Annotated in this window: 18 protein-coding genes; 13 read left to right on the top strand and 5 right to left on the bottom strand. The window is 58.5% G+C overall.

The window, feature by feature from the left end:
* Nucleotides 1-3: 3 nt before the first annotated feature.
* Nucleotides 4-2874, bottom strand: a complete 2871-nt coding sequence (locus tag ACZ5Q2_RS18145) for an ATP-binding protein (RefSeq protein ID WP_432210609.1) — start codon at nt 2872-2874, stop codon at nt 4-6.
* Nucleotides 2875-3100: 226 nt separating this feature from the next.
* On the opposite strand from ACZ5Q2_RS18145, the gene cysM reads away from it, so the two are divergent.
* From cysM to ACZ5Q2_RS18120, 5 genes are all read left to right on the top strand, one after another.
* A complete protein-coding gene (gene cysM / locus ACZ5Q2_RS18140; RefSeq protein WP_058091714.1) occupies nt 3101-3994 on the top strand; it encodes a cysteine synthase CysM in 894 nt (297 codons plus the stop codon).
* 41 nt (nt 3995-4035) lie between these two features.
* On the top strand, nt 4036-5379 hold the full coding sequence (rlmD, locus tag ACZ5Q2_RS18135) for a 23S rRNA (uracil(1939)-C(5))-methyltransferase RlmD (RefSeq protein ID WP_106693528.1): 1344 nt from the start codon (nt 4036-4038) through the stop codon (nt 5377-5379).
* A gap of 85 nt (nt 5380-5464) precedes the next feature.
* Nucleotides 5465-7702 carry a GTP diphosphokinase gene (gene relA / locus ACZ5Q2_RS18130; protein ID WP_432210701.1) on the top strand — a complete coding sequence of 746 codons (2238 nt, stop codon included), beginning with the start codon at nt 5465-5467 and terminating at the stop codon, nt 7700-7702.
* On the top strand, nt 7699-8538 hold the full coding sequence (mazG, locus tag ACZ5Q2_RS18125; protein ID WP_061332270.1) for a nucleoside triphosphate pyrophosphohydrolase: 840 nt from the start codon (nt 7699-7701) through the stop codon (nt 8536-8538). Before relA ends, mazG begins: the two co-directional genes overlap by 4 nt.
* A gap of 148 nt (nt 8539-8686) precedes the next feature.
* Nucleotides 8687-9031, top strand: a complete 345-nt coding sequence (locus ACZ5Q2_RS18120; protein WP_061332269.1) for a hypothetical protein — start codon at nt 8687-8689, stop codon at nt 9029-9031.
* An 80-nt stretch (nt 9032-9111) separates the two neighbouring features.
* Here ACZ5Q2_RS18120 and ACZ5Q2_RS18115 read toward each other — a convergent pair whose 3' ends face one another.
* Complete coding sequence (locus ACZ5Q2_RS18115; RefSeq protein ID WP_138437761.1) at nt 9112-9345, bottom strand: hypothetical protein; 234 nt, start codon at nt 9343-9345, stop codon at nt 9112-9114.
* Between the two features lie 104 nt (nt 9346-9449).
* Between ACZ5Q2_RS18115 and ppc the strand changes: the two genes are divergently transcribed.
* From ppc to ACZ5Q2_RS18085, 6 genes are all read left to right on the top strand, one after another.
* Entirely contained in the window at nt 9450-12095 is a 2646-nt protein-coding gene (gene ppc / locus ACZ5Q2_RS18110) for a phosphoenolpyruvate carboxylase (protein WP_432210610.1), read from the top strand.
* A gap of 57 nt (nt 12096-12152) precedes the next feature.
* Nucleotides 12153-13523, top strand: a complete 1371-nt coding sequence (locus ACZ5Q2_RS18105; RefSeq protein ID WP_058091708.1) for an HDOD domain-containing protein — start codon at nt 12153-12155, stop codon at nt 13521-13523.
* A 228-nt stretch (nt 13524-13751) separates the two neighbouring features.
* Nucleotides 13752-14405: an adenylate kinase gene (adk, locus tag ACZ5Q2_RS18100; RefSeq protein ID WP_061332267.1), complete on the top strand. Its 654-nt coding sequence runs from the start codon at nt 13752-13754 to the stop codon at nt 14403-14405.
* A 33-nt stretch (nt 14406-14438) separates the two neighbouring features.
* Nucleotides 14439-15143, top strand: coding sequence for a tRNA (adenosine(37)-N6)-threonylcarbamoyltransferase complex dimerization subunit type 1 TsaB (gene tsaB / locus ACZ5Q2_RS18095; protein ID WP_061332266.1), 705 nt, complete (start codon nt 14439-14441; stop codon nt 15141-15143).
* 103 nt (nt 15144-15246) lie between these two features.
* Nucleotides 15247-15621, top strand: coding sequence for a hypothetical protein (locus ACZ5Q2_RS18090; RefSeq protein WP_061332265.1), 375 nt, complete (start codon nt 15247-15249; stop codon nt 15619-15621).
* Entirely contained in the window at nt 15621-16445 is an 825-nt protein-coding gene (locus ACZ5Q2_RS18085; protein WP_432210611.1) for a class I SAM-dependent methyltransferase, read from the top strand. Before ACZ5Q2_RS18090 ends, ACZ5Q2_RS18085 begins: the two co-directional genes overlap by 1 nt.
* A gap of 29 nt (nt 16446-16474) precedes the next feature.
* Here ACZ5Q2_RS18085 and plsB read toward each other — a convergent pair whose 3' ends face one another.
* Nucleotides 16475-18946 carry a glycerol-3-phosphate 1-O-acyltransferase PlsB gene (gene plsB, locus ACZ5Q2_RS18080; RefSeq protein WP_432210612.1) on the bottom strand — a complete coding sequence of 824 codons (2472 nt, stop codon included), beginning with the start codon at nt 18944-18946 and terminating at the stop codon, nt 16475-16477.
* Between the two features lie 140 nt (nt 18947-19086).
* On the opposite strand from plsB, the gene nudC reads away from it, so the two are divergent.
* Both nudC and murI read left to right on the top strand, forming a co-directional pair.
* Nucleotides 19087-19917, top strand: a complete 831-nt coding sequence (gene nudC, locus ACZ5Q2_RS18075; RefSeq protein ID WP_432210613.1) for an NAD(+) diphosphatase — start codon at nt 19087-19089, stop codon at nt 19915-19917.
* Nucleotides 19917-20762, top strand: a complete 846-nt coding sequence (gene murI / locus ACZ5Q2_RS18070; RefSeq protein WP_432210702.1) for a glutamate racemase — start codon at nt 19917-19919, stop codon at nt 20760-20762. The genes nudC and murI overlap by 1 nt, the downstream gene beginning before the upstream one ends.
* On the opposite strand, the gene ACZ5Q2_RS18065 is transcribed toward murI, so the two are convergent.
* Nucleotides 20740-21747: a DUF2156 domain-containing protein gene (locus tag ACZ5Q2_RS18065; protein ID WP_068351570.1), complete on the bottom strand. Its 1008-nt coding sequence runs from the start codon at nt 21745-21747 to the stop codon at nt 20740-20742. The genes murI and ACZ5Q2_RS18065 overlap by 23 nt on opposite strands.
* A 45-nt stretch (nt 21748-21792) precedes the next feature.
* Entirely contained in the window at nt 21793-22446 is a 654-nt protein-coding gene (locus ACZ5Q2_RS18060) for a class I SAM-dependent methyltransferase (protein ID WP_061332259.1), read from the bottom strand.
* Nucleotides 22447-22645 lie beyond the last annotated feature (199 nt).

Here is a 22645-nt window from a genome sequence, read left to right as displayed (position 1 = left end):
GCCTCAGGTGGTCTCCGGCTGGCGCTGCTGCTCTCTGAACAGCTGCTGCCAGTCGGTTTGTTCACTCCAGATCTGCAGTCGGTCCATGGCTGCCAATAGCTGGTCCTTCTGTAACTCCATATCCGGGGCCTGGCACTTCAGTGCGGTTTCAAAACGGTTGGCGGCGGTTCTCAGCTCCGGTACGCCGCAGTAACGGGTTGCGCCGTGGAGCTTGTGTACGCATTCAAGCAGCTCGTCGGTGTCATTGTTGTTCCAGAGTTCGGTTACACGCCCGATGTCGGTGTGCAGTTGTTCCAGCAACATGCTGAACAGCTCTTCCGCCAGGTCGGCCTTGCCAGCGGCCAGTTGAATGCTTTCATCAACACTGACGCAATCCTGCTGCATGCGACGGTTTGATGGCCGCAGGGTGCGGCGGGTATCCCGGACTTCCGAGATTTTGAAACTGTCGTTGCTGCTCTTGCAGTCATAACCCGTGTATTCGCGAATCAACTGGACCAGCTGGGTGCTGCTGATCGGTTTTGGCATGTAACCGTCGAAGCCCTGCTGCGTCAGTCTTTCCTGTTCATCGGCCAGGGCATGGGCGGTCAGGGCGATGATCGGGGTATGGTGAGAGCCGGTATCCAGATCCCGGATTCGTGCCGTGGTTTCCACACCATCCATGCCCGGCATTTGCAGGTCCATGAACACCAGGTCAAAGGGCTTCTGCCGGGCCTTGGTCAGCGCCTCGAATCCGCTTGAGGCGCCCTCTGCTTCAAGCCGGCAGTCCTGCAGCAGGGTCATCACCAGTTTCAGGTTGGCGTCATTGTCGTCCACGGCCAGTACACGCGGAACTCTCGAAGGGCCGCTGCTTCTCATTGGCAGGGACACTTCTCCTGCTCCCCGGTTGCTGGCCTGGATGCCGTGGATCAATAGTAACAGTTCGTCGTAGAAGGCATCCCGGCAAACCGGTTTGGTAAGGTGTCCGCTGGACAGCCCGGACAGCGGCGTGTCGTGGGTTTCCAGGGTGGGGGTCAGCAGCAGTGTCCGGCAGTCCCGCTCCACTTCTAGCGAACGCACCATGTTGCAGTACTGGCTGGAGTTCAGCAGGTGGCGGGTAATGCCGATAATGGCGGCGGCGTAGCCTTCCTGCTTCCGTTGGGCTTCCTCCACGTGTTCCACCAGGGCGGCTGGCGAGGACACCCGTTGTACCGCCACGCCCCAGTCCCGTAACAGGTGTTCGACCGCGAGCCCGGTGGTTTTCTGCTGTTCGAGGTAGATTATCCGCTCGCCGCGCAGGGCGTCTTTTGGCGCGCTGGTATCGGCAGCGGCAGACAGTTCCGGCGTGAGGGTAAACCAGAAGGTAGAGCCTTTGCCGAGTTCGCTTTCCAGGCCAATCTTGCCGCCCATCTCTTCCACCAGCCGCTTGGAAATGGCCAACCCCAGACCGGTGCCGCCATACTGCCTGGCGGTTGAGGCGTCAGCCTGGCTGAAAGCGTTAAACAACGATTGTTGCTGGGCCCGGGACAGGCCCACGCCGGAGTCCGTGATGCTCAGACGCAGGGTTACCCGATTGCTGTCGGGTGTTTCGTCTTCCAGGCTGGCCCGCAGCACCACTTCACCGGTCTGGGTGAATTTGATGGCGTTATTGACCAGATTGGTGATGACCTGCTTCACCCGCAGCGGGTCACCCATGACGTTGTCCGGTACATCGTTATAGACCAGTGGCACCAGGTCCAGGTTCTTGGCGTGGGCTGCCGGTGCCAGCATCACCATCACCTCTTCCACGATATCCCTTAGCTGGAACGGTACCCGGTCAAGAATCAGCTTGCCGGCCTCGATCTTGGAAAAATCCAGGATGTCGTTAATGATCGTCAGCAGAATCTCGGACGATTTCCGGATGGTGTTCAGGTGGTCCCGTTGCTGGCGGGGCAGGGGGCTTTTCAGCAGCAATTCGGTAAAGCCGATGATGCCATTCAGGGGCGTGCGGATTTCGTGGGACATATTGGCCAGGAATTCGGACTTGATCCGGCTGGCTTCCAGGGCTTCCTTGCGGGCGAAATCCAGCTCGATATTCTGAATTTCAATGGTTTCCAGGGTTTCCCGGAGGTCCTCTGTGGCCTGGTCGATGTTCTGCTGCATTTCCGCCTGGGCCTTGCTGAGCTCGGAGGCCATGTCATTCAGGCCGGATTCCAGCTGTTCGAATTCGGGGCCGGCACTGGTGTACACCCGGGTATCCAGCTTACCTTCCTTGAGCCGGGCTACGGCTTCATTGAGCTGGAACACCGGATCGGTGAAGGCACGGCTCAGGCGCAGGGCTATGGCCATGCTGAGCAGTACCCCGCCAATCACCAGTAGCAGGGAAATCAGTAGCGCCTTGTAGGTTTCCTTTTCGGTGCGGACATGGGACATCTCCACCGCAACCCAGCCCAGGGGTTCCTGTAACCGGGTGGCCGACTGCCGGACATCCGGGTCGAGCATGGTCTCGATCATCAGGTCCTGCAGATAAACCGGAGTGACAAACCGGGTGCTGCTGTCCCGGGTAATCTTTACCGCCAGGTCCGGCTTCAGGGAGGATTCGTCGATGGCATCGGCGCCGCCCGGACCGGTGTGGAGCAAGCGGCGGCCGTCTGGCGAGAAGAAGGTGATCGAGCGAACGTCCTGCTCTTCCAGCAGGGCGTTGGACAGGCTGCTCAGCAGGCTGCGGTTGGCGGTGAACAGGCCATACTCGGAGCCGGCAGCAAGCTGGCGGGACAGGGATTCGCCCCGATCCCTCAGCAGGTTCTCGATGTTGTTAACCCAGCTGTAGGTGAAAAACAGCCCCAGCAACAAAGTGGTCAACAAGGTGGGAACCAGCGTTACCACCAGTACTTTTTTGCGAATGCCCCAGCGCCGCATAGATATGTTCCTGCAAGTTTCCTGAGCCTGGCCGGGCCGATCTTACCCGGAACCGGCACTTCCCTGTGTTATGAGCATAGTTGATCTGATTCCCGAAAACTGTGGTAAAGGTTCCGGGAACAAACAGTTATAGCCGCGGGTCATGGATATAGCGACAAGCTGTATTGGGACAATGCGGCCATAAAGCGTATGATTCGAACCCAAAAGTGTATCACAGGGTTTCGCTATGATTTTCCCGACCATTGAAGATTATGTAGGGCATACCCCTCTGGTTCGATTGCAGCGTCTACCGGGGGAAACCTCCAATGTCATTCTGGCCAAGCTGGAAGGCAATAACCCGGCCGGGTCGGTGAAGGACCGGCCTGCCATCAGCATGATTCAGGAGGCCGAACGCCGTGGAGAAATCAAGCCTGGCGATACCCTGATTGAAGCGACGTCCGGTAATACCGGCATCGCCCTGGCGATGGCTGCGGCAATCAAAGGTTACCGGATGGTTCTGATCATGCCGGCGCACATGAGTGAGGAGCGCCGCGCTTCCATGCGGGCATACGGAGCGGAGATCGTGACCGTCAGCAAGGAAGAAGGCATGGAAGGGGCGCGGGACCTCGCTGCGCGGATGGAATCTGAAGGCAAGGGTAAAGTGCTGGATCAGTTCAGCAACCCGGATAACCCGCTGGCCCATTACCGCACCACCGGCCCGGAAATCTGGGAGCAGACCCAGGGCAAGGTGACTCACTTTGTCAGCTCCATGGGGACCACCGGGACCATTATGGGCGTGTCCCGTTATCTGAAAGAGCGAAATCCCGATATTCAGATTATTGGGTTGCAGCCGGAAGATGGTGCATCCATCCCCGGTATCCGCCGCTGGCCCGAGGCCTATTTGCCGTCGATCTACGACGCTGCCCGGGTAGACCAGGTTCTGGACATTGGCCAGAAAGAAGCAGAAGACACCATGAGGGCGCTGGCCGCCAAAGAAGGAATTTTCTGTGGCGTGTCGTCCGGTGGCTCCATTGCCGCTGCCCTCAAATTATCCCGTGAGGTTGAAAACGCGGTGATCGTGGCCATTATCTGTGACCGCGGAGACCGATACCTGTCTACCGGTGTTTTTCCCGGCGCCTGAACCGTTCATCCAAGCCGGCTACACAAGAGAGATTAACCCCTATGAGTAAGCGTCGCCGCAAGGTTCTGCCCCAGGAACCGGTGCGTTGTGAAATTGAGACCCTTGGCCACGACGGCCGGGGCATTGCCCGGGCCGAAGGTAAAGTCCAGTTTGTGGACGGCGCTCTGCCGGGTGAAACGGTGATGGCAAAGATGGTCAGCACCCGCAGCAAGTTTGATGAACTGCGTACCCTGGAGGTTCTGGAAGCGGCTCCAGACCGCCAGCAACCGCCCTGTGATTTTGCTGACCTTTGTGGTGGCTGCAGCCTCCAGCACATGAGCGCCGATGCTCAGATTCGGTTCAAGGAAGACACGCTGAGGGAGCATTTTGCCCATTTTGGAGGCATCGAACCCCAGGAGTGGGTTGAACCCATGCGCTCACCCGCTACCCTTGGCTATCGTCGCAAAGCCCGCCTGGGCGTGCGCTATGTGAAAGCCCGGGAGTCGGTGCTGGTAGGATTCCGGGAAAAGCGTAACAGCTTTCTAACGGATATTGACCGTTGTGTGGTGCTGGACCCGCGTATTGGTGATCGCATCAAGCCCCTGCGGGAACTGCTGCATGGTATGGTGGCCTTCGACCGGATTGCCCAGGTAGAAGTGGCCTGTGGTGATGATGTGGCGGCCATGGTGTTCCGTAACATGGACGAACTGGTTCCCGAAGATCGGGAAAAACTGATTGCCTTTGGCCAGGCCCATGACTTGCATATCTATCTGCAGCCCAAGGGCCCGGATACGGTGCACCGCATCTGGCCGGAATCGTCTGGTCGTGATGGTGAGCGCCTGAGCTACAGCCTGGATGAGTTTGATCTGACCATGAAGTACCATCCGATGGACTTCACTCAGGTCAATGCCGGTATCAATCAGAATATGGTTCATCGTGCAGTGGAGTGGCTGGATGTTCAGCCCGGTGAGCGGGTGCTGGATCTGTTCTGTGGCCTGGGTAACTTTACCCTGCCATTGGCTCGCAAAGGTGGCCGGGTGGTTGGCGTCGAAGGCGATGATGCCATGGTGGTGCGTGGCCGCGAGAACGCACAGCTCAATGGTCTGGATAATGTGGAATTCTTTGGGGCCGATCTGCACGGTGACTTTACCGGGCAAAGCTGGGCTAAAGAGGGTTTCGACAAGATTCTGATCGACCCGCCCCGGTCTGGCGCGGAAGACATCTGCAAGTACCTCACGGCGTTCGGGGCCAGCAGGATTGTCTATGTTTCGTGTAATCCGGCCACTCTGGCAAGAGATGCCGGCGTTATGGTGCGCAACGGTTATCGCCTGGTGCGCGCAGGTGTGATGGATATGTTCCCCCACACCACCCATGTCGAATCCATTGCTCTTTTTGAGCGTGAATGACTCTGACTGATCAGTCGACAGTCAGATGCCGGGGCGCCAGGATCGCGACCCGGGTAACCGGAAAATCAGCGGGTATGCCTCTGCTATGGTAAAAGTTCGGGAAGATTATTCGGTCACTGGTGATGGCGAGATCGACATTGATCGTTGTGTTCGCCACATCGCTGAACAGACGCACCTGGATAATCCGGAGCAGCTCCGGCAGGCCTGTGAAAAAGCGGCCAGGATTGCCGTGCAGGCATTCAGAGAGGATCGCCTCTGGGCGCCGGGCTCCAGTAGTTTCCGTACGGGTCTGGAAATGGCACAGGTGCTGGCCGAACTGCATCTGGACCAGGCCAGTCTGGTGGCTGCGGTGTTGTACCGGGCAGTGCGTGAAGAGCGGGTACCCCTGGAAGAGATCCGCAAGGAATTCGGTGACGAAGTCGCCGGGCTGATCAATGGTGTGCAGCAGATGGCAGCCATTTCGTCGGTGCACCACCCGCTCAAGGGCAATGTGCTGGGCCAGAGTGAAGGGCAACTCGACAATGTCCGGAAAATGCTGGTTACCATGATTGACGACGTCCGGGTGGCGTTGATCAAACTGGCCGAGCGGACCTGTGCGATTCGGGCCGTCAAGGACGCGCCGGAAGAGAAGCGCATGCGGGTGGCCAGGGAAGTCTTCGATATCTACGCGCCCCTGGCACACCGGTTAGGTATTGGTCACATCAAGTGGGAACTCGAAGACCTGTCTTTCCGGTACCTGCACAGCTCAGCGTACAAGAAGATCGCCAAGCTGCTGGATGAGAAGCGGCTGGACCGTGAAGGCTATATCCGGCGAGTAATCGAGACCCTGCAAACTGAACTTCAGGCCTCCGGTATCAAGGGTGAACTCTCTGGCCGGGCCAAGCATATCTACAGTATCTGGCGCAAAATGCGCCGTAAGGGTATCGACTTTTCCCAGGTCTATGATGTCCGTGCAGTGCGTATCCTGGTGCCGGAAGTCCGGGACTGCTATGCCGCTCTGGGCATTGTTCATACCTTGTGGCGGCATATTCCCAACGAGTTTGACGACTACATCGCCAACCCCAAGGAGAACGGCTACCAGTCGCTCCATACCGCGGTGATCGGCCCCGAAGGCAAGGTGATGGAAGTGCAGATCCGCACCCATGCCATGCACGAGGAAGCTGAGTTAGGTGTTTGTGCCCATTGGCTGTACAAGGGCACCGACAAGAACAACAAGTCCACCGGTTACGACGCCAAGATCAACTGGCTGCGGCAGGTGCTGGAGTGGCAGGAAGAGTTGGGCGACTTGTCTGGTTTGGCTGATCACCTGAAGTCAGACGTCGCCTCGGACCGGGTTTATGTCTTCACCCCCGAAGGCCACGTGGTCGACCTGCCCCAGGGTGCCACACCGGTGGATTTCGCTTATCGGATACACACCGAAATCGGTCACGCCTGCCGGGGTGCCCGGGTGAACAGCCGAATAGTTCCTCTGACCTATCCGCTGAAAACCGGCGACCAAGTATTTATACTCACCTCCAACAACCCGGCGCCGAGCCGGGACTGGCTGAACCCAAGCCTGGGCTATATCCAGACATCCCGGGCCAGGGCAAAGGTTACCCACTGGTTCAAGCAACAGAATCGTGACCGTAATATCACAGACGGCCACGCAATCCTGGAAGACGAATTCAAGCGTTTGTCGCTGTACGATGTTGATCTGGGGGATTTGGCCAAAAAGGTGAATTACCACTCGCCAGACGATATGTTCGCCGCCATTGGGGCCGGCGATTTGCGGCCTGCGCACGTGGCGAACGTGGCGCAGCAGATGCTGGAGCCGAAGTCTGAACAGCTCGACCTGAAGCTGACCACTGCCCGCAAGAAGGATTATGACACCGAGTCAGACATCCAGATTCTCGGTGTGGGCAAACTCAAGACCCAGGTGGCCAAGTGCTGCAAACCGCTACCGGGTGATGCGATTGGCGGATATATCACGGTTGGGCGCGGTGTCACCGTGCACCGACAGGACTGCCTGACCTTCCTCAGCCTGAGGGAATTCGAGCCCAACCGGATCATCGAGGTGAACTGGGGTGGCAAGCCGGCCTCTGTGTACCCTGTCGATATCGAAATCGAAGCTTACGATCGCTCGGGGCTGTTGCGGGATATAACCCATGTGTTGTCGTCGTCCCGCAGTGACGTGCTGGCCCTGAATACCTTGACCAACAAGGATGAGAACATCGCTACCATGAGGGTGACGGTGGAAATCTCCAGCCTGGAACAGTTGGCGCGGTTGCTGGCCCAGATTCGCAACCTGCCGAACATCATCGACGTAAGGCGAAAGCGCGGATGAGCTATTCCATTGATGACCTGAAAAACCTGATGGCCCGGCTCCGGGAGCCAGACACGGGCTGCCCCTGGGACACCCGGCAGACGTTCGCCAGCATCGTGCCCCACACGATAGAAGAAGCCTACGAAGTGGCCGATGCCATTGAACAGGCGGATTACCCGCATCTGAAGGATGAGTTGGGAGACCTGCTGTTCCAGGTGATCTTCTACGCTCAGATGGGGCGTGAGGAAGGGCATTTCGATTTCGATAGCATCGTTGATCACCTGGTCCGCAAACTGATTCGCCGGCATCCCCATGTCTTCCCGGAAGGCACTCTGGAAAGCCGCATTGACCCGAGCAACCGTCCCAGCGAAGCCTGGATCAAGGAGAGCTGGGAGCGTATCAAGGCGGAGGAGCGGGCCGAGAAACCTGTTGTTGAGTCTTCGGTCAGCCGCCTGGATGGCATTGCACGAACCCTGCCGGCCATGGCCCGTGCCGAAAAATTGCAGCGCCGGGCTTCGCGCCATGGCTTTGACTGGCCTGACGTTGGCCCGGTCTTCGACAAGCTTCACGAGGAGATCGATGAGCTGAAAGACGCATGGCAGGCCGCCCAGAATGGTAGTGGCGACCAGGATGCGGTCGAGGATGAACTGGGTGATCTGCTGTTCGTGTGCGTGAATTTGGCACGATTCATGAAAGTGGATCCTGAGCAGGCCCTGAACCGAACGAACCGCAAATTCGACGCACGTTTTCGGGCGATCGAAGCGGTGCTGGAAAGTGAGGGGCGTGATCTGGATGAGGAGTCCCTTGAAGCGCTGGATGCCATATGGCAGAAGGTCAAGGGGGTTGAAAACCGTTAACGGTCAGTGCCTCGGAACCGTCGCCGATAAGTACAATCCGTTACCAATTTTCAGTCACTGAAATGTCATTCTTCGTCTACACTTCTAGTACGGCTTGCACCATATCGGTGCGCTGTACCGTCAGATAAGATGCAGGGGTGAAGGCACCATGAAAATCAAAGATCTGGTCAAGCATTGGGACAAGCACGGTCGTGGTCGGCTCACTCGTGATGCCGCGTACCTATCGTTGTCTGACCAGCATCACGAGCTGTTGCAGAAAGTGGCAGCGATGTATCCGATGAAATCCTCTCAAGACCTGATGCGTGATCTGATCTCCGCTGCGCTTGATGAGCTGGAAACCAGCTTTCCCTACGTTCAGGGCGACAAAGTGGTCGCTTATGATGAGGATGGTTTTGAGATCTACGAAGACCAGGGGTTGACTCCGCGGTTTGTAGCCCTTAGCCAGAAGCATATCAAGCGGATCAAAGCCCGCCAGCTTGAATCCGTGGCCTGACGCCAGCACCGATTCGGCTCACCACCGGGTTTCCATCAACCCAGGCGCCGTGCGCTTGGGTTGATGTCTGCTCATTTATATTACTTTCCCTTGTCTGCCAGGCGATCCTTCAGCGGCCCCTGAGTAATCAGGTCGTCCAGGGCAGCGGCAATCATGTCATTGAGAATCTCGCTTTCGCTGCGATCTGGATAGAGTTCCGCCAGCGCGGCCACCCGGGCGGCGTCTTCAAGGGGCAGGCGCAGATTGTATTCGTGTGTACGTTCCATCGCCTGTTTTTCCTGTTCCCAGTGCTGGGGCAAATCGGTCACTTTCATGGTGGCTCCTTGGGGCGAGGGGATTGAATCGCCAATAGACTTTTCGAACGGATCCTTAGTATCGTAAGTTTACTTCGTCTCCGTCAATTCAGAAGGAACTTAACGTGACCGAACTGCACCCCGATCTGCGAGAAAATGTGCGTCTGCTGGGCGAATTATTGGGCCAGAGCATCCGGCGTTTTCCCGGGCAGGACTGCTACGAGCGGATTGAGGAGATTCGGGCAGCCGCGAAAGCCGATCGCCGTCAGGAAAGTGGCTCCGGGCAGCGCCTGGTGACCCTGTTGGGGCAGTTAACTGACGATGAATTGCTCCCGGTCACCCGAGCCTTTAACCAGTTTCTCAACCTGGCGAACCTGGCCGAGCAGTACCACGGCATTCGCCGCAAGCAGGGCCACCCTTCCGACCTGATGGTGGAATCCCTGGGTGAGGTTTTTGAACGTCTGAAGTCCGGGGGAGTGGGTCCGGAGGAATTACACCAGCGGGTGGCGGACCTGCGGATTGAGTTTGTGCTGACGGCACACCCGACGGAAGTTGCCCGCCGTACCCTGATTCTGAAATACGACGAAATGTCCGACTGCCTGGCCCGGCTCGACCACGATGATCTGATGCCGGCGGAGCGTGATGAGATTGTTGCCCGCCTGTCACAGCTGATTACTGAAGCCTGGCACACCGACGAAATCCGCCATGAGCGGCCGACGGCTGTGGACGAGGCCAAGTGGGGCTTTGCGGTCATCGAGAACAGCCTCTGGCAGGCATTGCCCAGATTCCTTCGAAGCCTGGACCAGTCACTTTCTGATGCAACGGGCAAAGGCCTGCCCCTGCAGAATTCCCCGATCCGCATTGCCTCCTGGATGGGGGGAGACCGCGACGGTAACCCGAACGTGACTCACGATGTGACTCGTCAGGTCTTCCTGCTGGGCCGCTGGATGGCTGCCGATCTTTACCTGCGGGATATTCAGGCTCTGAGGGCCGAGTTATCCATGTGGCAGGCCAGTGATGAACTGAGGGCGCGGGTTGGTGATTGCCGGGAACCCTATCGTCAGGTACTGGCCGAGTTGCGGGAGCGCCTGGTCCGTACCCGGGACTGGGCCGAGGCCGGCGTTAAAGGTCTCGTAGCGGACGAGACCGGTATCCTGTTTGAGAACGAAGACCTGACAGCTCCCCTGGAGCTGTGTTATCGATCACTGATGGATTGCGGCCTGGCGCAAATTGCCAACGGCCCGCTGTTGGACACCATTCGCCGTGCTCACACATTCGGACTGCCGCTGATTCGCCTGGATATCCGGCAGGAGGCTTCCCGGCATGCGGAGGCGGTGGCGGAAATGGTGGATTACCTGGGGCTGGGAGACTATTTGTCCTGGTCGGAAGACGACCGGCAGGCATTCCTGCTGCGCGAGCTGCAAGGCCGCCGGCCACTGGTACCCCGCAACTGGGAACCCTCAGAGTCCGTCAAGGAAGTGCTGGCTACCTGCGAGGTGGTGGCGGGCCAGACCCCGGAAGCACTGGGTTCTTACGTGATCTCCATGGCCAGCAAGCCTTCGGATGTATTGAACGTGATCCTGCTGTTGCGGGAAGCGGGAATGAAGTTCCCGATGCGTGTGGTGCCGCTGTTTGAAACCCTCAGCGATCTTCAGGGCGCGCCAGACAGCATGGCTGCCCTGTATCAGGTTGATTGGTACCGCGAATACTGTCAGGGCCGCCAGGAGGTAATGATAGGCTACTCGGACTCGTCCAAGGACGCCGGCCAGCTGATGGCAGCCTGGGCCCAGTACCAGGCGCAGGAAAAACTCACCCAGGTGGCCGGCCAGTATGGCGTGCACCTGACCCTGTTCCACGGTCGCGGCGGCACGGTGGGCCGTGGTGGCGGCCCGGCGAACCGGGCGATTCTGTCGCAACCGCCGGGATCGGTGAACGGCAGTTTCCGGATTACCGAGCAGGGGGAAATGATCCGATTCAAGTTCGGTTTGCCCCGGCTGGCGGTTCAAAGCCTTACCCTGTACACCACTGCCGTCATTGAGGCGACCCTGGCGCCACCGCCACAACCCGAGGACAGCTGGCGCGAGATGATGGACTGGCTGACCGAGCGTTCCCTCAAATCTTACCGGGAAGTGGTGCGGGAGAACCCGGATTTCGTGCCTTATTTCCGCCAGGTTACACCTGAAACGGCGCTGGGTAAGCTGGCTCTGGGCAGTCGACCGGCGCGCCGGAAAGCCACCGGTGGTGTGGAGAGTTTGCGAGCCATTCCCTGGATTTTCGCCTGGACCCAAATGCGCCTGATGCTACCCAGCTGGCTGGGCAGCGATGTGGCCCTGGAAGAAGCCGCCCGGCACCAGCGCCTGTCAGAGCTGCGTGAGATGATGCGGGGCTGGCCGTTTTTCCGCACCTATGTCGACATGCTGGAAATGGTGCTGGCCAAAGCCGACCTGCGCATTGCCAGCTATTACGAGCAGACCCTGGTGGAGGATGAAAGCCTCAGGGCCCTTGGGGGTAGCCTCAGGGAACGGCTGAACGGCTGTATCGAGCGTGTGCTGGAGCTCAAGGATCAGCAAGCCCTGTTGGAGAGCGAACCGGTGTTTGCCCATTCCATGAGAGTGCGCAACCCCTACACGGACCCATTGCATTACCTTCAGGCGGAATTGCTCAAACGCGACCGCGAAAGTGAGGGCAAAGGTGAGGTGCCGGATATGGTGGAGCGGGCGCTGAAAGTCACCATGGCAGGCATCGCCGCTGGTATGCGTAATACGGGCTAACGTGCATAATAACGCCGGGGCCGGAAAGCCCTGAACCGGATAAAGGAGTCTTCCCCGTTGGCACTGTCAGAGCGACTGTCGCATTACCTCGCCCGTAAGGGTATCAGCTATCAGCAGATCGAAATTGCACCGGTAAGCAATCTCGATGCGGCGGTTCTTGCCTCTGGCAAGCCCCAGCATGATTTTATCCAGCCCACGCTGCTGATCGACATCAATGGTGTGGTCATGGCGGTGCATCGCTTCGACAGTACGTTGGATATGGACACCCTGCATCAGTTTACCGGGCGTCGCCTGCAGCCGCTGACCGCGCGCCAGACAGCGAGGCTGTTTGGCGACTGCGAGCCAGGATTCGTGCCACCGGTCGGGAATGCCTGGGATCTGCCGGTGCTGATTGACGAAGATCTCACCACCGCCGACCAAGTGGTGTTCTCAGCTGGCACCAACGATACCCTGGTTGTGATGGATGGCCGCTCGTTCCGGTTGGCACTGGCGGGTGCCCGCGAAGGGCACCTGGTTATCCGGGGGCAGGGTAATGGTTCCCGTGGCGCGCTGAGCCTCGACGAAGTGGCTGACAAACTGCAGAAACTCTATCGTCTTCCGCCCATGCCGGCGCTGGCGTTGCGGATTCTGCGCCTGACCGCCAATACGGAAGCCACCGCCAGAGAGCTGGCGGAACTGATTGAGTTTGACCCGAGCATGACGGCCCAGATCATGCGCTACGCACGGTCGGCACTGTTCAATTACCCTGGCCAGATCAACTCGGTTCAGGAGGCCGTTACCCGGGTGCTGGGGTTTGATCGGGTCGCCCATATTGCCATGGGTATTGCATCGGTGAGGGCTTTTGATGTGCCCAGGGGTGGAATGCTGGGCATGGATAATTTCTGGCGTCACTCACTTTACTGTGCCTTCCTGTGCCAAAGCCTGGCGGCGCGTTCGGGCCGGGACAAGGGGCTGGCGTATCTGTGCGGGCTGTTGCACAACTTTGGCCTGTTGCTGGTGGGGCACCTGTTTCCCTCTGAATTTCAGGAACTGAACGCTCTTCGGGAGATCAACCCTGAAGCAAGCATGCATTCACTGGAACAGGAAGTGTTTGGCCATAGCGAGCGCCAGGATATCCTGGCGGTTGGCCATGGCGCCATTGGCGGTATTCTGCATCGGCTCTGGCAACTGCCGGAACCTGTCATCAAGGCTGCAGGCATGCACCAGCACCCGGGTTACCATGGTGAGCATGAAGAGTATGTTTTGATGGTCCAACTGGCGAATGCCCTGCTGAAAGAGCAGGGTATTGGCGACGAGTTCAACCCGGATGATATCCCCGCACTGACAGAAGCGCTTGGCCTGGAGCCAGCAACACTGGCGCTGGTTCAGGAGGAAATCCAGGCCGTTGCAACCGACCTGGATGTGCTGGCGTCGTCGCTTGCATCCTGAGCAAAACGGCGTCAGGCTTCTGTGCCTGAAGCCCCCTGTGTTCCGGTAATTCCAACCATGATACGGAGGTCGACTTTCTCTGTCGGGGCGGACTTCGTATAATGCTGCCTCAATTTTGGGCAGGCGCGCCAGCAAGTGGGCCTGGACGCCCTGAGAGGTTGTCGCAAAGGCGACGGTTTTTGCCGCAACTTTTCAAACGATAATATAAGACAACGGGAGCACAACGTTATGAGAATCATCATGTTAGGCGCGCCAGGCGCTGGAAAGGGTACTCAGGCTCAGTTCATTACCGAGCGTTTCGAGATCCCCCAGATCTCTACAGGCGACATGCTCCGTGCCGCCGTCAAGGCCGAGTCCGAGCTGGGCAAACAGGTCAAGGAAGTGATGGCCTCCGGTGGTCTGGTGTCTGACGATATCATCATCGCCCTGATCGATGAGCGTATTCAGCAGCCGGATTGCAAGAACGGTTTCCTGCTGGACGGCTTCCCACGCACCATTCCCCAGGCTGAAGCGCTGAAGAACCAGGGTATCGCCATCGATTACGTGGTGGAAATCGCCGTTGAAGACGAAGAAATTGTCAGCCGTCTGTCTGGCCGTCGCGTGCACGAGGGCAGTGGCCGTATCTATCACGTGAAATACGATCCACCCAAAGTAGAGGGCAAGGACGACGAGACCGGCGAGCCGTTGGTACAGCGTGAAGACGACAAGGAAGAAACCGTACGCAAGCGCCTGAACATCTACCACGAGCAAACAGCGCCGCTGATCGGCTTCTACCAGGACTGGGCCAGCAAGGCACCTGCCGACGCGCCCAAGTACGTGCGCGTGGAAGGCATTGGTAGCCTGGACAGCATCCGCGACCAGATCCTGTCCCAGCTTAAGTAATCGAAACCGGAGTAGCCCGGGAGGCTTGATTCTGTGAAGCTTTTAGCACTGGATACGTCTTCTGAGGGCTGCTCCGCCGCTCTATGGCTGGATGGCCAGATCAGCGAGCGGTTTGAACTGGCCCCACGGGGCCACACCCGCCTTCTAATGCCCATGGTTCGCGAACTGCTCGCCGAACAGGGGCTTTCCCGGAACGATCTTGACGCCCTGGCTTTTGCCCGTGGCCCGGGCTCCTTCACCGGTTTGCGTATTGCGACCGGGGTTATCCAGGGGCTGGCCTGGGGGCTTAACTTACCGGTTGTGCCGGTGTCGTCGCTGTCGGCTGTCGCCCTGGACGCCATTGAACAGCACCAGTTGGCCGATGGTGAACACATTGCGGTGGCCTTTGATGCCCGTATGGGCGAAGTGTACTGGGGTACCTTCCTGTGTCAGCAGGGGTTGCCGGTGTTGATCGGCGAGGAGCGGGTCTGCCCGCCCGGGGCGGTGAGCCTGCCGGACTCAGACGTATCAGCGAACTGGACTGGTGCCGGCCAGGGCTGGACATTAAAGGGCGATATGCCCGAAGTGGTGGTCTGCCGGATCAGAGCGGTGGATGACACCCTGGTGCCCCGGGCCGCCATGGTGGCACGATTGGCAGAACAGGATTTTCGCCATGGCATCGCGGTGCCGGCGGAGCTGGCGCAGCCGGTCTATGTCCGGGATGAAGTGGCCTGGAAGAAACTGCCCGGTCGTGCGTGAAAGGTCGTTTTCTGATCAGAAATGTTGCCGCCTGCCTTTCCAAGAGGCCCTGGTTCTTCCATAATGCAGCAACACACTTGAACCGTTTCTGTGGTTGCGCATTATGATCGGTGGTATTAATCCGGCCAATTCCTCCCTGATTCAAACGGGTAACAACAACCCGGCACGAGAGCGTACCGATGTCGCCAGGTCCCCGGCCGCTTCTCCCCAGGCCCCCGGTGCCGAGTCGGTTCGCCGTGACCTGAATGCGCCCCAGCAAAGCCGGGATACCGCTCCCGGTAACCAGACGGCTAGTGAAGCGACCGATCGTCGCGTTGAAGCCCGCAGGGCCGCTGAGGATGCCCGGCTTGAACGATTCCGCGCCGACGAGCTGCCTTTGCCAGCCTCAAGAGCGCTTTCGACCTTTGCCGGTGTGGCCGCCGCCGGGCAGGAATTCGAGGGTGGCTCGGTTATTTCCGGTATCGACATTCTCGTCTGATGCCAAACCCTTCCCATGATACTTGCCACTCCCTGACGGCGACCGTTGCCGTTGGTTGCAGCCCGCTGGGTGACCAGATGGCTGCACGACAGTTGGCGGAAGAGCTGGAGTTGCGTTGGCTGGGTATCGTCAAACCCAAACAGGTCCGGGAATTTCCGGTGCTGCTGTACATGGACGACGAAGGGCTTGCCCTCCAGTTGACCGGCAAAGGGGCGCCAGGACCGGTGCGGGCGGAGTTTGTGACCGGCAAAATGGGCTACCGTCGGGAGCATGGTGGCGGCACCGGCCAGTTGGTGGCCCGGGCGGTTGGCTTGCAGAAAACCAGGGCCCAGCTGCACGTACTGGATGCCACTGCCGGCCTCGGCCAGGACGCTTTCGTGCTTGCCAGCCTGGGTTGCCGGTTAACCCTGCTGGAGCGAAACCCGGTGATCCATGCCTTGCTGGCAGATGGCCTGGCAAGGGCCGCACTGAATATCGATTGCGCGCCCCTGGTGGCGCATATGCGGCTTGAGGCCGGCAGTTCCATTGACTGGCTTGAGAGCGCCGGCAAGGATGCGGCGGATGTGGTGTATCTGGACCCGATGTTCCCCCACCGGGACAAAGCCGCCTTGGTCAAAAAGGAAATGCAGGTGTTCCGGCAGGTTGTCGGCGACGATGACGATTCTGAACAGCTGCTTGCCGCAGCCCTGGCCTGTGCCCGTTACCGGGTGGTTGTGAAGCGCCCCCGGAAGGCTCCAGCGGTGGCGGGGCCGGAGCCCACTACGCGGCTGGAAGGTAAAAGCAGCCGCTACGATATCTATTCCATCAAGGCGCTGCCGGCCTGAGATAACCCGGGCCGGCCCGCCTCAAAGACTCACGCATCCAGCATGGTGACCTGCTGAATGGCTTGTCTTTTCTCAACGCTCAATACCAGCCGGGCATCTTCGGCCACCTCATCCAGACCTTCTCCGTAACAAAGCAGGCCGTTGTCATCGGTGGTCAGCACGCCGGTTTTCTGCATATTGGCAATGAAGTTCCGGAACAGGGTTTTGTCGAAGAATTCCGGTGCATTAAGGCCAAACAGGATAGACATCCGCTCGGCCAGCAGCGTGCTTTGCTCTTCCAGTTCCGCCGCGGTCAGTTTGCCCGAACCATACTTGCGCAGAATCCCCAGGGTAATGTGGTAGCGCTCCAGGGTCTGGATAATAAACCGGGACAGGATGCGGGCCCGCAGCATGGCTTCGGTGCCTTCTTCGGGGCGACCCAGGCGCTCGTCATCCAGTTGGATAACCAGGCCCTGATCAATCAGCACGTCGATCCACTTGTTAATAACCGATTCCACTTCATCCTGACCGAATTTAAGGAACAGTTCGGACTGCAGGTAAGGGTAGGCAACGCTGGTAAGGAACAGAACCTTGTCTCTGCGCAGGCTGGTTTTGTTCTCGAACAGGCTTACAATCAGCGCCGGCAGTGCAAACAGGTGCTGGATGTTGTTGCGGTAGTAAGTCATCAGAATGGCATTGGCGCCTTCCAGGGCAATGATATCGCCCAGTTTCTGGGGTTGGCGGGTGACCAGCCCCATGTTCTCACAGTAAGCAACCCAGTCCCGCGCAGAACCCTCTGGCAAGGTGACGGTGTTGGCGTACGGGTAGGCCCTGAGCAAGTGGGCATACTGGTCCATCAATCTGATCAACTGCCCCTCATCCATGGCCAGGCGCTCGGTGCCCAGTAAAACCGTGGCGGTCATGCCAATCGGGTTGACCGCCACCGAAGCGTTGATGTTGCTGGCTACCCGCTTGGACAGTTCATCCACCGCTTCGGTAAGCCAGGAGGGCCGGTACTCGGCGTCGTAAGCCTCGCTGCGCCAGCTTTCATGGACTTCGTCCAGAACATCGGCCAGTGGTATGGCGTCACCAAAGTTCACCGCTACCCGGCCGAACGAGTTGGTCAGTTTCCGGGCCGTCTTGGCCAGGCCGAAGACGCTCTCCTTTTGTTTCTTCTTGCCGCGCAGCTCGCCCAGGTAGGAGCGGCCCTCCATCACTTTCTCATAACCGATGTAAACCGGCACGAAGACGATGGGTTTGCGGTGATCCCTCAGGAAACTGCGCACGGTCATCGACAGCATGCCCGGACGTGGTGGCAGCATGCGCCCGGTACGGGAGCGGCCGCCCTCGACAAAGTATTCCACCGAGTAGCCGCGGGTGAACATCACGTGCATGTATTCGTTGAAAACCGTGGCGTACAGCGGGTTATCCCGGAAGCTGCGGCGCATGAAGAAAGCCCCGCCCCTGCGCAGGATAGGGCCAACAATGGGCATGTTCAGGTTGATGCCGGCGGCAATGTGGGGTGGCATCAGGCCGTTCTTGTACAACACGTAGGACAGCAACAGGTAATCGATGTGCGAACGATGGCAGGGAACATAGACCACGGCATGGTCCTGGGCGACTTCCTTGGCCACCTTGATGTTGTTGACGGCGATGCCGTTGTAGATGCGGTTCCAGAGCCAGGCCAGCACCAGTTCGAGGAACCGGATGGTCACAATGGACATGCTGGCGGCAATTTCGTCCGCGTATTTGTAGGCTTTGGCGCGAACCTTTTCAGGCGGGATACCGTCTTTGGCGGCGGTTTCCCTTATCGCTTCCTTGACAGCCTGGGTGCGTACCAGGCCTTCCACCAGGGTACGACGGTGCGACAGATCCGGCCCCAGCACCGCCTGGCGAACCCGGCGGAAATGGGTGCGCAGAATACGTGCCAGCTTCCGCTTGGCTTTTTCTTCGTTGTTCCGGTATTCGTCGACCACCTGCTTGAGTGACAGGGGCTGGTTAAACTGCACATAGGTGTTGCGACCATGCACCAGAATGATCAGGAACTTCTGCAGCCGCCCGGCAACCGACCAGGTGTCTGACAGCAACAGCTTGACCAGGGATTTTTCTTTATCCGGTGAGCGGCCCCAGAACAAAGAGACAGGAACAATCTGGACGTCCTGCTCGGGGTGCTCCAGTCCAAATTTTACCAGGCCGGTGAACTCTTTGGTGGGAACCGGTGTTTGTCGGCCGCCGTTGAATGGCCCGCCAATGCGCTTGTACAGAAAGAAGAACGAGTGGGCTGGCCCATTTTTAACGGGCAGGCTCTCGGTGGCACCGGGCAGGCGGGCATGGATAACTTCTTGCTCAAGCACCAGCCGGCTGGACAACGAACTGTATTGGAGTACGTAGCACACCGGTTTGTCCGGATCGAGCCCCAGGGCCTCCAGGGTATTGCCGCTGACATCGGTCCTGACCCATAAAAACAGGATCTTGCGGAAAAGAGACAGGATCAGGCTGCGAATGCCCTGATAAAGTCGCATAAGATGTTACTCCGGTACTGGAAACAGGCGCCAAGTTTAACGGGTTGAGGCGGGTGCGGAAAGCGGTATACAGATTCTTGCTAGTGATTGTGATGTGTTACATTGCCGCTCAGATAAACGGTTGCTGATAAGGCAAAAGCATGGTGAGCAAAAGCGAGCAGTGGTTGCCGGGCTGGTTTGAAGACGCCCCTGTGCAAGGGGACCTGCTTCTGGCGTTTTCCGGTAACAATGTCCTTAAGCCGGATAACGGCTGGTTGTTGGCCTGGGGCGGTCCGGAAATGGGCGACAGTCGCCCGGAGGCCCTTGCTCTGGGTACCTGGAATGGCCGGCGTCTGTTCGTTTGTACCTTGCCAGACTCCGGGCTGCCTGGCGCCCAGTTGGTTACCTTGAGGGACGCCCTGCTGGTGTCATCCGAGGCGCCTGCAGATTTGCTCAGTACCGGCTTCCAGGTACTGCAGTGGTGGCAGGACCACCGCTATTGCGGTCGGTGCGGAGAGCGCACCGAGTCACATCCCCGGGAGCGGGCTCGCTGGTGCAGTCGTTGCAATATCCCCTGGTATCCCCGAATCGCACCCTGTGTGATTGTGGTCATCCGGCGCGGCAGCCAGTTCCTGCTGGCGAGGTCTTCCAGGGTGACCCGGAATTTCTACAGCCTGATTGCCGGTTTTGTCGAACCAGGGGAAAGCCTTGAGCAGGCCGTGGCCCGGGAAGTAAAAGAAGAGACCGGATTGGACGTTGGCAATATCCGCTACCGGAGTTCCCAACCCTGGCCTTTTCCCCATCAGATGATGGTGGGTTTTTTTGCCGATTATCAGGGTGGTGAACTCAGCCTGCAGGAAGATGAGCGGGCGGATGCCGGCTGGTTCAGTGCCGACGATCATCCCCCCATACCGCCCGATACCACCATTGCCGGCCGCCTGATCAGTGCCATGAAACAGGAAATTGCCGAGAACGGGAGCGATGCCGGATGATGGCCGGTTTGCCCCCTCGGGTGCTGGTATTCGATTCCGGTGTTGGCGGGCTCAGTGTGGCTGCCCGAATTCACCAGTCGCTGCCCGGTGCGGACCTGGTGTATCTCGCGGATAACGCTGGTTTTCCCTACGGCGGTCAGAGCGAGCAGGTGGTGATTGAGCGCTGCTGCTCCCTGATCCGGCAAAGCCTGCAACAGTCGCCTTGTGACATCATCGTGGTGGCCTGCAACACCGCCAGCACGGTGGTGCTTCCGCATTTGCGGGCTATGACGGAGCTACCGGTTGTGGGGGTGGTGCCAGCTATCAAACCCGCCGCCGCCTGCACCGTCAATGGTCGGGTCGGGCTACTGGCAACGCCGGCAACGGTACAGCGACCCTATCTGGATAAGCTCATTGCCGAGTTTGCCAGTGACTGCGACGTGGTGCGGCTTGGCCACCCTGGGCTGGTGTGCTGGGCAGAGCAACTGGTGCAAGGCGCAGAACCGCCCCAGGATGAGCTGGATGAAGCCATGGCGCCGCTGCGTGAGGCGGGTGTAGATACCGTAGTGCTTGGCTGTACTCACTATCCGCTGTTGTTACCCTGGCTCCGGAAAAGCCTGCCGGAGGTCACTGCATGGGTGGATTCCGGTGACGCCATCGCTCGCCGGGTCGCCTTTCTGCTGGGCGAATCCGGGCGTTTGGCAGCAGCGGAAACCCCCAGAGCGGATACCGGTGGCGTAGTGTCAGAGGCCCACTTTACCGGGGACGCCCCCCCGGATGTTGCTCTGTTCATGGCCGAAATGGGGATGTCAGTGGCGCGGGTTTGCGAGCATTGGCCCGGCGTTACAACAGCCGGGTCAGCTTGAACATGGCGAGGAATTCCAGAGCCGGAATAGCGCGTTTGTGGCAGCAGTAGGTTTTGAAGTTGTCACCCCGGAAGCGGGATTTGGTGAATTCCAGGCCTTTGAAGTTGTACAGGAAATTGCCTTTCTCGTAGATGCCGTGCATCAAACGTTTCAGTAATCGGCTTTCCTGGTGCTCGGTGGCCTGGTCCAGCGATAGCGGAATCAGGCCCAGGTCCAGGAAGGGCACACCTTCGGCCTTGAAGGTGTCCATGGCGTGGGCCATCAGGGTGTAGAAAATGCCCTGTCGGAAATCGGCGTTGGCGCGGGAGATATTCGGTACGTAACTGATGATCTCGTTGTTGCGGTAGATCGGATCAAAATAGATGAAGCCCACCGCCTTGCCGTCCTGGTAGGCGTAAAAGTGCCGCTCGTTTTCCCGATAGTCCATTTCCATGGGCCGAATCAGGAAGCGGATCTCGTTGCTCTTGCACTTGCGGGTGCGTATCCAGGCTTCGGAGATCTCCCGGGTGTGGTCATCACTGAACCGTTCCATGACGGTAATGCCGTTCTTCTCGGCCTGGTTAAGTGCGGTGCGCAGAATCTGTTTCTTCTTGCCGGTCAGGCTCCAGGACCTGAGATCAATCCGGGATTCGCAGCCAAACTGGGTGCCATACAGGCCGAAGCGAAGGTGTAGAAAATCCACCACCGATTTCGAAACCTGGATGTAGCAGGCGTTGGGAAAGGTCTGCTGGAACTTCTCCAGCATGGCGGGGAAATGCTCGGGTGCGCTCACTGGATCTGACAGGACAAAGGTGCCGCCCCATTTGCGCATATAGGCAATGTAGCCCATACCCGGCACATCAAAATACTGCATGCCCGGCTGCAGGGTTGAGAACGACTGTGAGTGCTGGCCGTATTTCTTGAGGTAGTTGACGCGCTCGGCGAAGCTGAACTGGCCGTCTGCCAGTTCCCTGATGTTGTCGAGGGCAAGAATCTGATCTGACATGATGAAGCTCCCGGTAACCTGTTGTTATTTTGAGTCGGAAGAGATTCAGGCTTGCTTGCGGCCAAGAATCGACCAGTAGCAATCCATGTTCAGAAGTTTGAAATGCTTTTTCTCGGTAACCTGCAGGCCCAGGCGCTGCATGTGTTCCGGGTAGTTGTAGATTTTGTGGAAGGCGTTGTTGGCAAACAGCCAGAAGATGAACACCGCCATGTACCAGTAAAGCTTCTTGAACATGCGGGAGAGGATGTTGCCGGTCGGGTAGCAGAAGTCACCAACCACCACGCTGGCGTCTGCCTTGCCCAGGCGAATCAGGTGTTCCAGCACTTTCACCATCATGTCTTCGTCAAACACGTTGAGGAAAAAGTTCGCCACTACCATGTCGTACTGCTCGAACTCGTTCACCTTCATGATGTCGCTGTGAATACGGCGTATGGTCAGGTTCGGCGCTTCTTTCTGCTGGGCATCGGCAAACTTGCGCAGCATGGTTTCAGACAGGTCGACCACGGTTACATCGGCGCCGAGTTCGGCGGCGCGGATGGCGTCCCGGCCGTGCCCTACGCCAGCAAACAGGATGCGGTCACCGGGTTTGACGGTTTCCACGTCGAGCATGGCGGTTTTGCAGCGGTGAATGTTTTTGCCGCTGTACAGGTTGCTCAGGAAGTCATAGACGGGGCCGATGTACTTGTACTTGTCGCGCATGATGACTGCTGCCTTCTTCTTGTTCGCTGGTTGAACGTCACCGTTATTGTGATTGTTATTCCGACAGCCTGTCGGACAGTCCGGTGATCGGTTACTGATAACCTGAGCTTAGAGAAGGGGTGGGTTCAAAGATGTGCAGTACTGCGCAATTCCAGATACACAAAGTAACGTATCGAAACACTTTGCAAACGGGGTCAAT

The sequence above is a fragment of the Marinobacter alkaliphilus genome (genome assembly GCF_055394375.1).
Note: the sequence above shows the minus strand (reverse complement) of the source record. Positions and strands in the feature narration are given on the sequence as shown.

What these genes read in the sequence shown, in the direction of transcription:
- ACZ5Q2_RS18145 (WP_432210609.1), bottom strand. Translation starts at nt 2,874, where the DNA reads ATGCGGCGCTGGGGCATTCGCAAAAAAGTACTGGTGGTAACGCTGGTT.
- cysM (WP_058091714.1), top strand. Translation starts at nt 3,101, where the DNA reads ATGATTTTCCCGACCATTGAAGATTATGTAGGGCATACCCCTCTGGTT.
- rlmD (WP_106693528.1), top strand. Translation starts at nt 4,036, where the DNA reads ATGAGTAAGCGTCGCCGCAAGGTTCTGCCCCAGGAACCGGTGCGTTGT.
- relA (WP_432210701.1), top strand. Translation starts at nt 5,465, where the DNA reads ATGGTAAAAGTTCGGGAAGATTATTCGGTCACTGGTGATGGCGAGATC.
- mazG (WP_061332270.1), top strand. Translation starts at nt 7,699, where the DNA reads ATGAGCTATTCCATTGATGACCTGAAAAACCTGATGGCCCGGCTCCGG.
- ACZ5Q2_RS18120 (WP_061332269.1), top strand. Translation starts at nt 8,687, where the DNA reads ATGAAAATCAAAGATCTGGTCAAGCATTGGGACAAGCACGGTCGTGGT.
- ACZ5Q2_RS18115 (WP_138437761.1), bottom strand. Translation starts at nt 9,345, where the DNA reads ATGAAAGTGACCGATTTGCCCCAGCACTGGGAACAGGAAAAACAGGCG.
- adk (WP_061332267.1), top strand. Translation starts at nt 13,752, where the DNA reads ATGAGAATCATCATGTTAGGCGCGCCAGGCGCTGGAAAGGGTACTCAG.
- ACZ5Q2_RS18090 (WP_061332265.1), top strand. Translation starts at nt 15,247, where the DNA reads ATGATCGGTGGTATTAATCCGGCCAATTCCTCCCTGATTCAAACGGGT.
- ACZ5Q2_RS18085 (WP_432210611.1), top strand. Translation starts at nt 15,621, where the DNA reads ATGCCAAACCCTTCCCATGATACTTGCCACTCCCTGACGGCGACCGTT.
- plsB (WP_432210612.1), bottom strand. Translation starts at nt 18,946, where the DNA reads ATGCGACTTTATCAGGGCATTCGCAGCCTGATCCTGTCTCTTTTCCGC.
- nudC (WP_432210613.1), top strand. Translation starts at nt 19,087, where the DNA reads ATGGTGAGCAAAAGCGAGCAGTGGTTGCCGGGCTGGTTTGAAGACGCC.
- murI (WP_432210702.1), top strand. Translation starts at nt 19,917, where the DNA reads ATGGCCGGTTTGCCCCCTCGGGTGCTGGTATTCGATTCCGGTGTTGGC.
- ACZ5Q2_RS18065 (WP_068351570.1), bottom strand. Translation starts at nt 21,747, where the DNA reads ATGTCAGATCAGATTCTTGCCCTCGACAACATCAGGGAACTGGCAGAC.
- ACZ5Q2_RS18060 (WP_061332259.1), bottom strand. Translation starts at nt 22,446, where the DNA reads ATGCGCGACAAGTACAAGTACATCGGCCCCGTCTATGACTTCCTGAGC.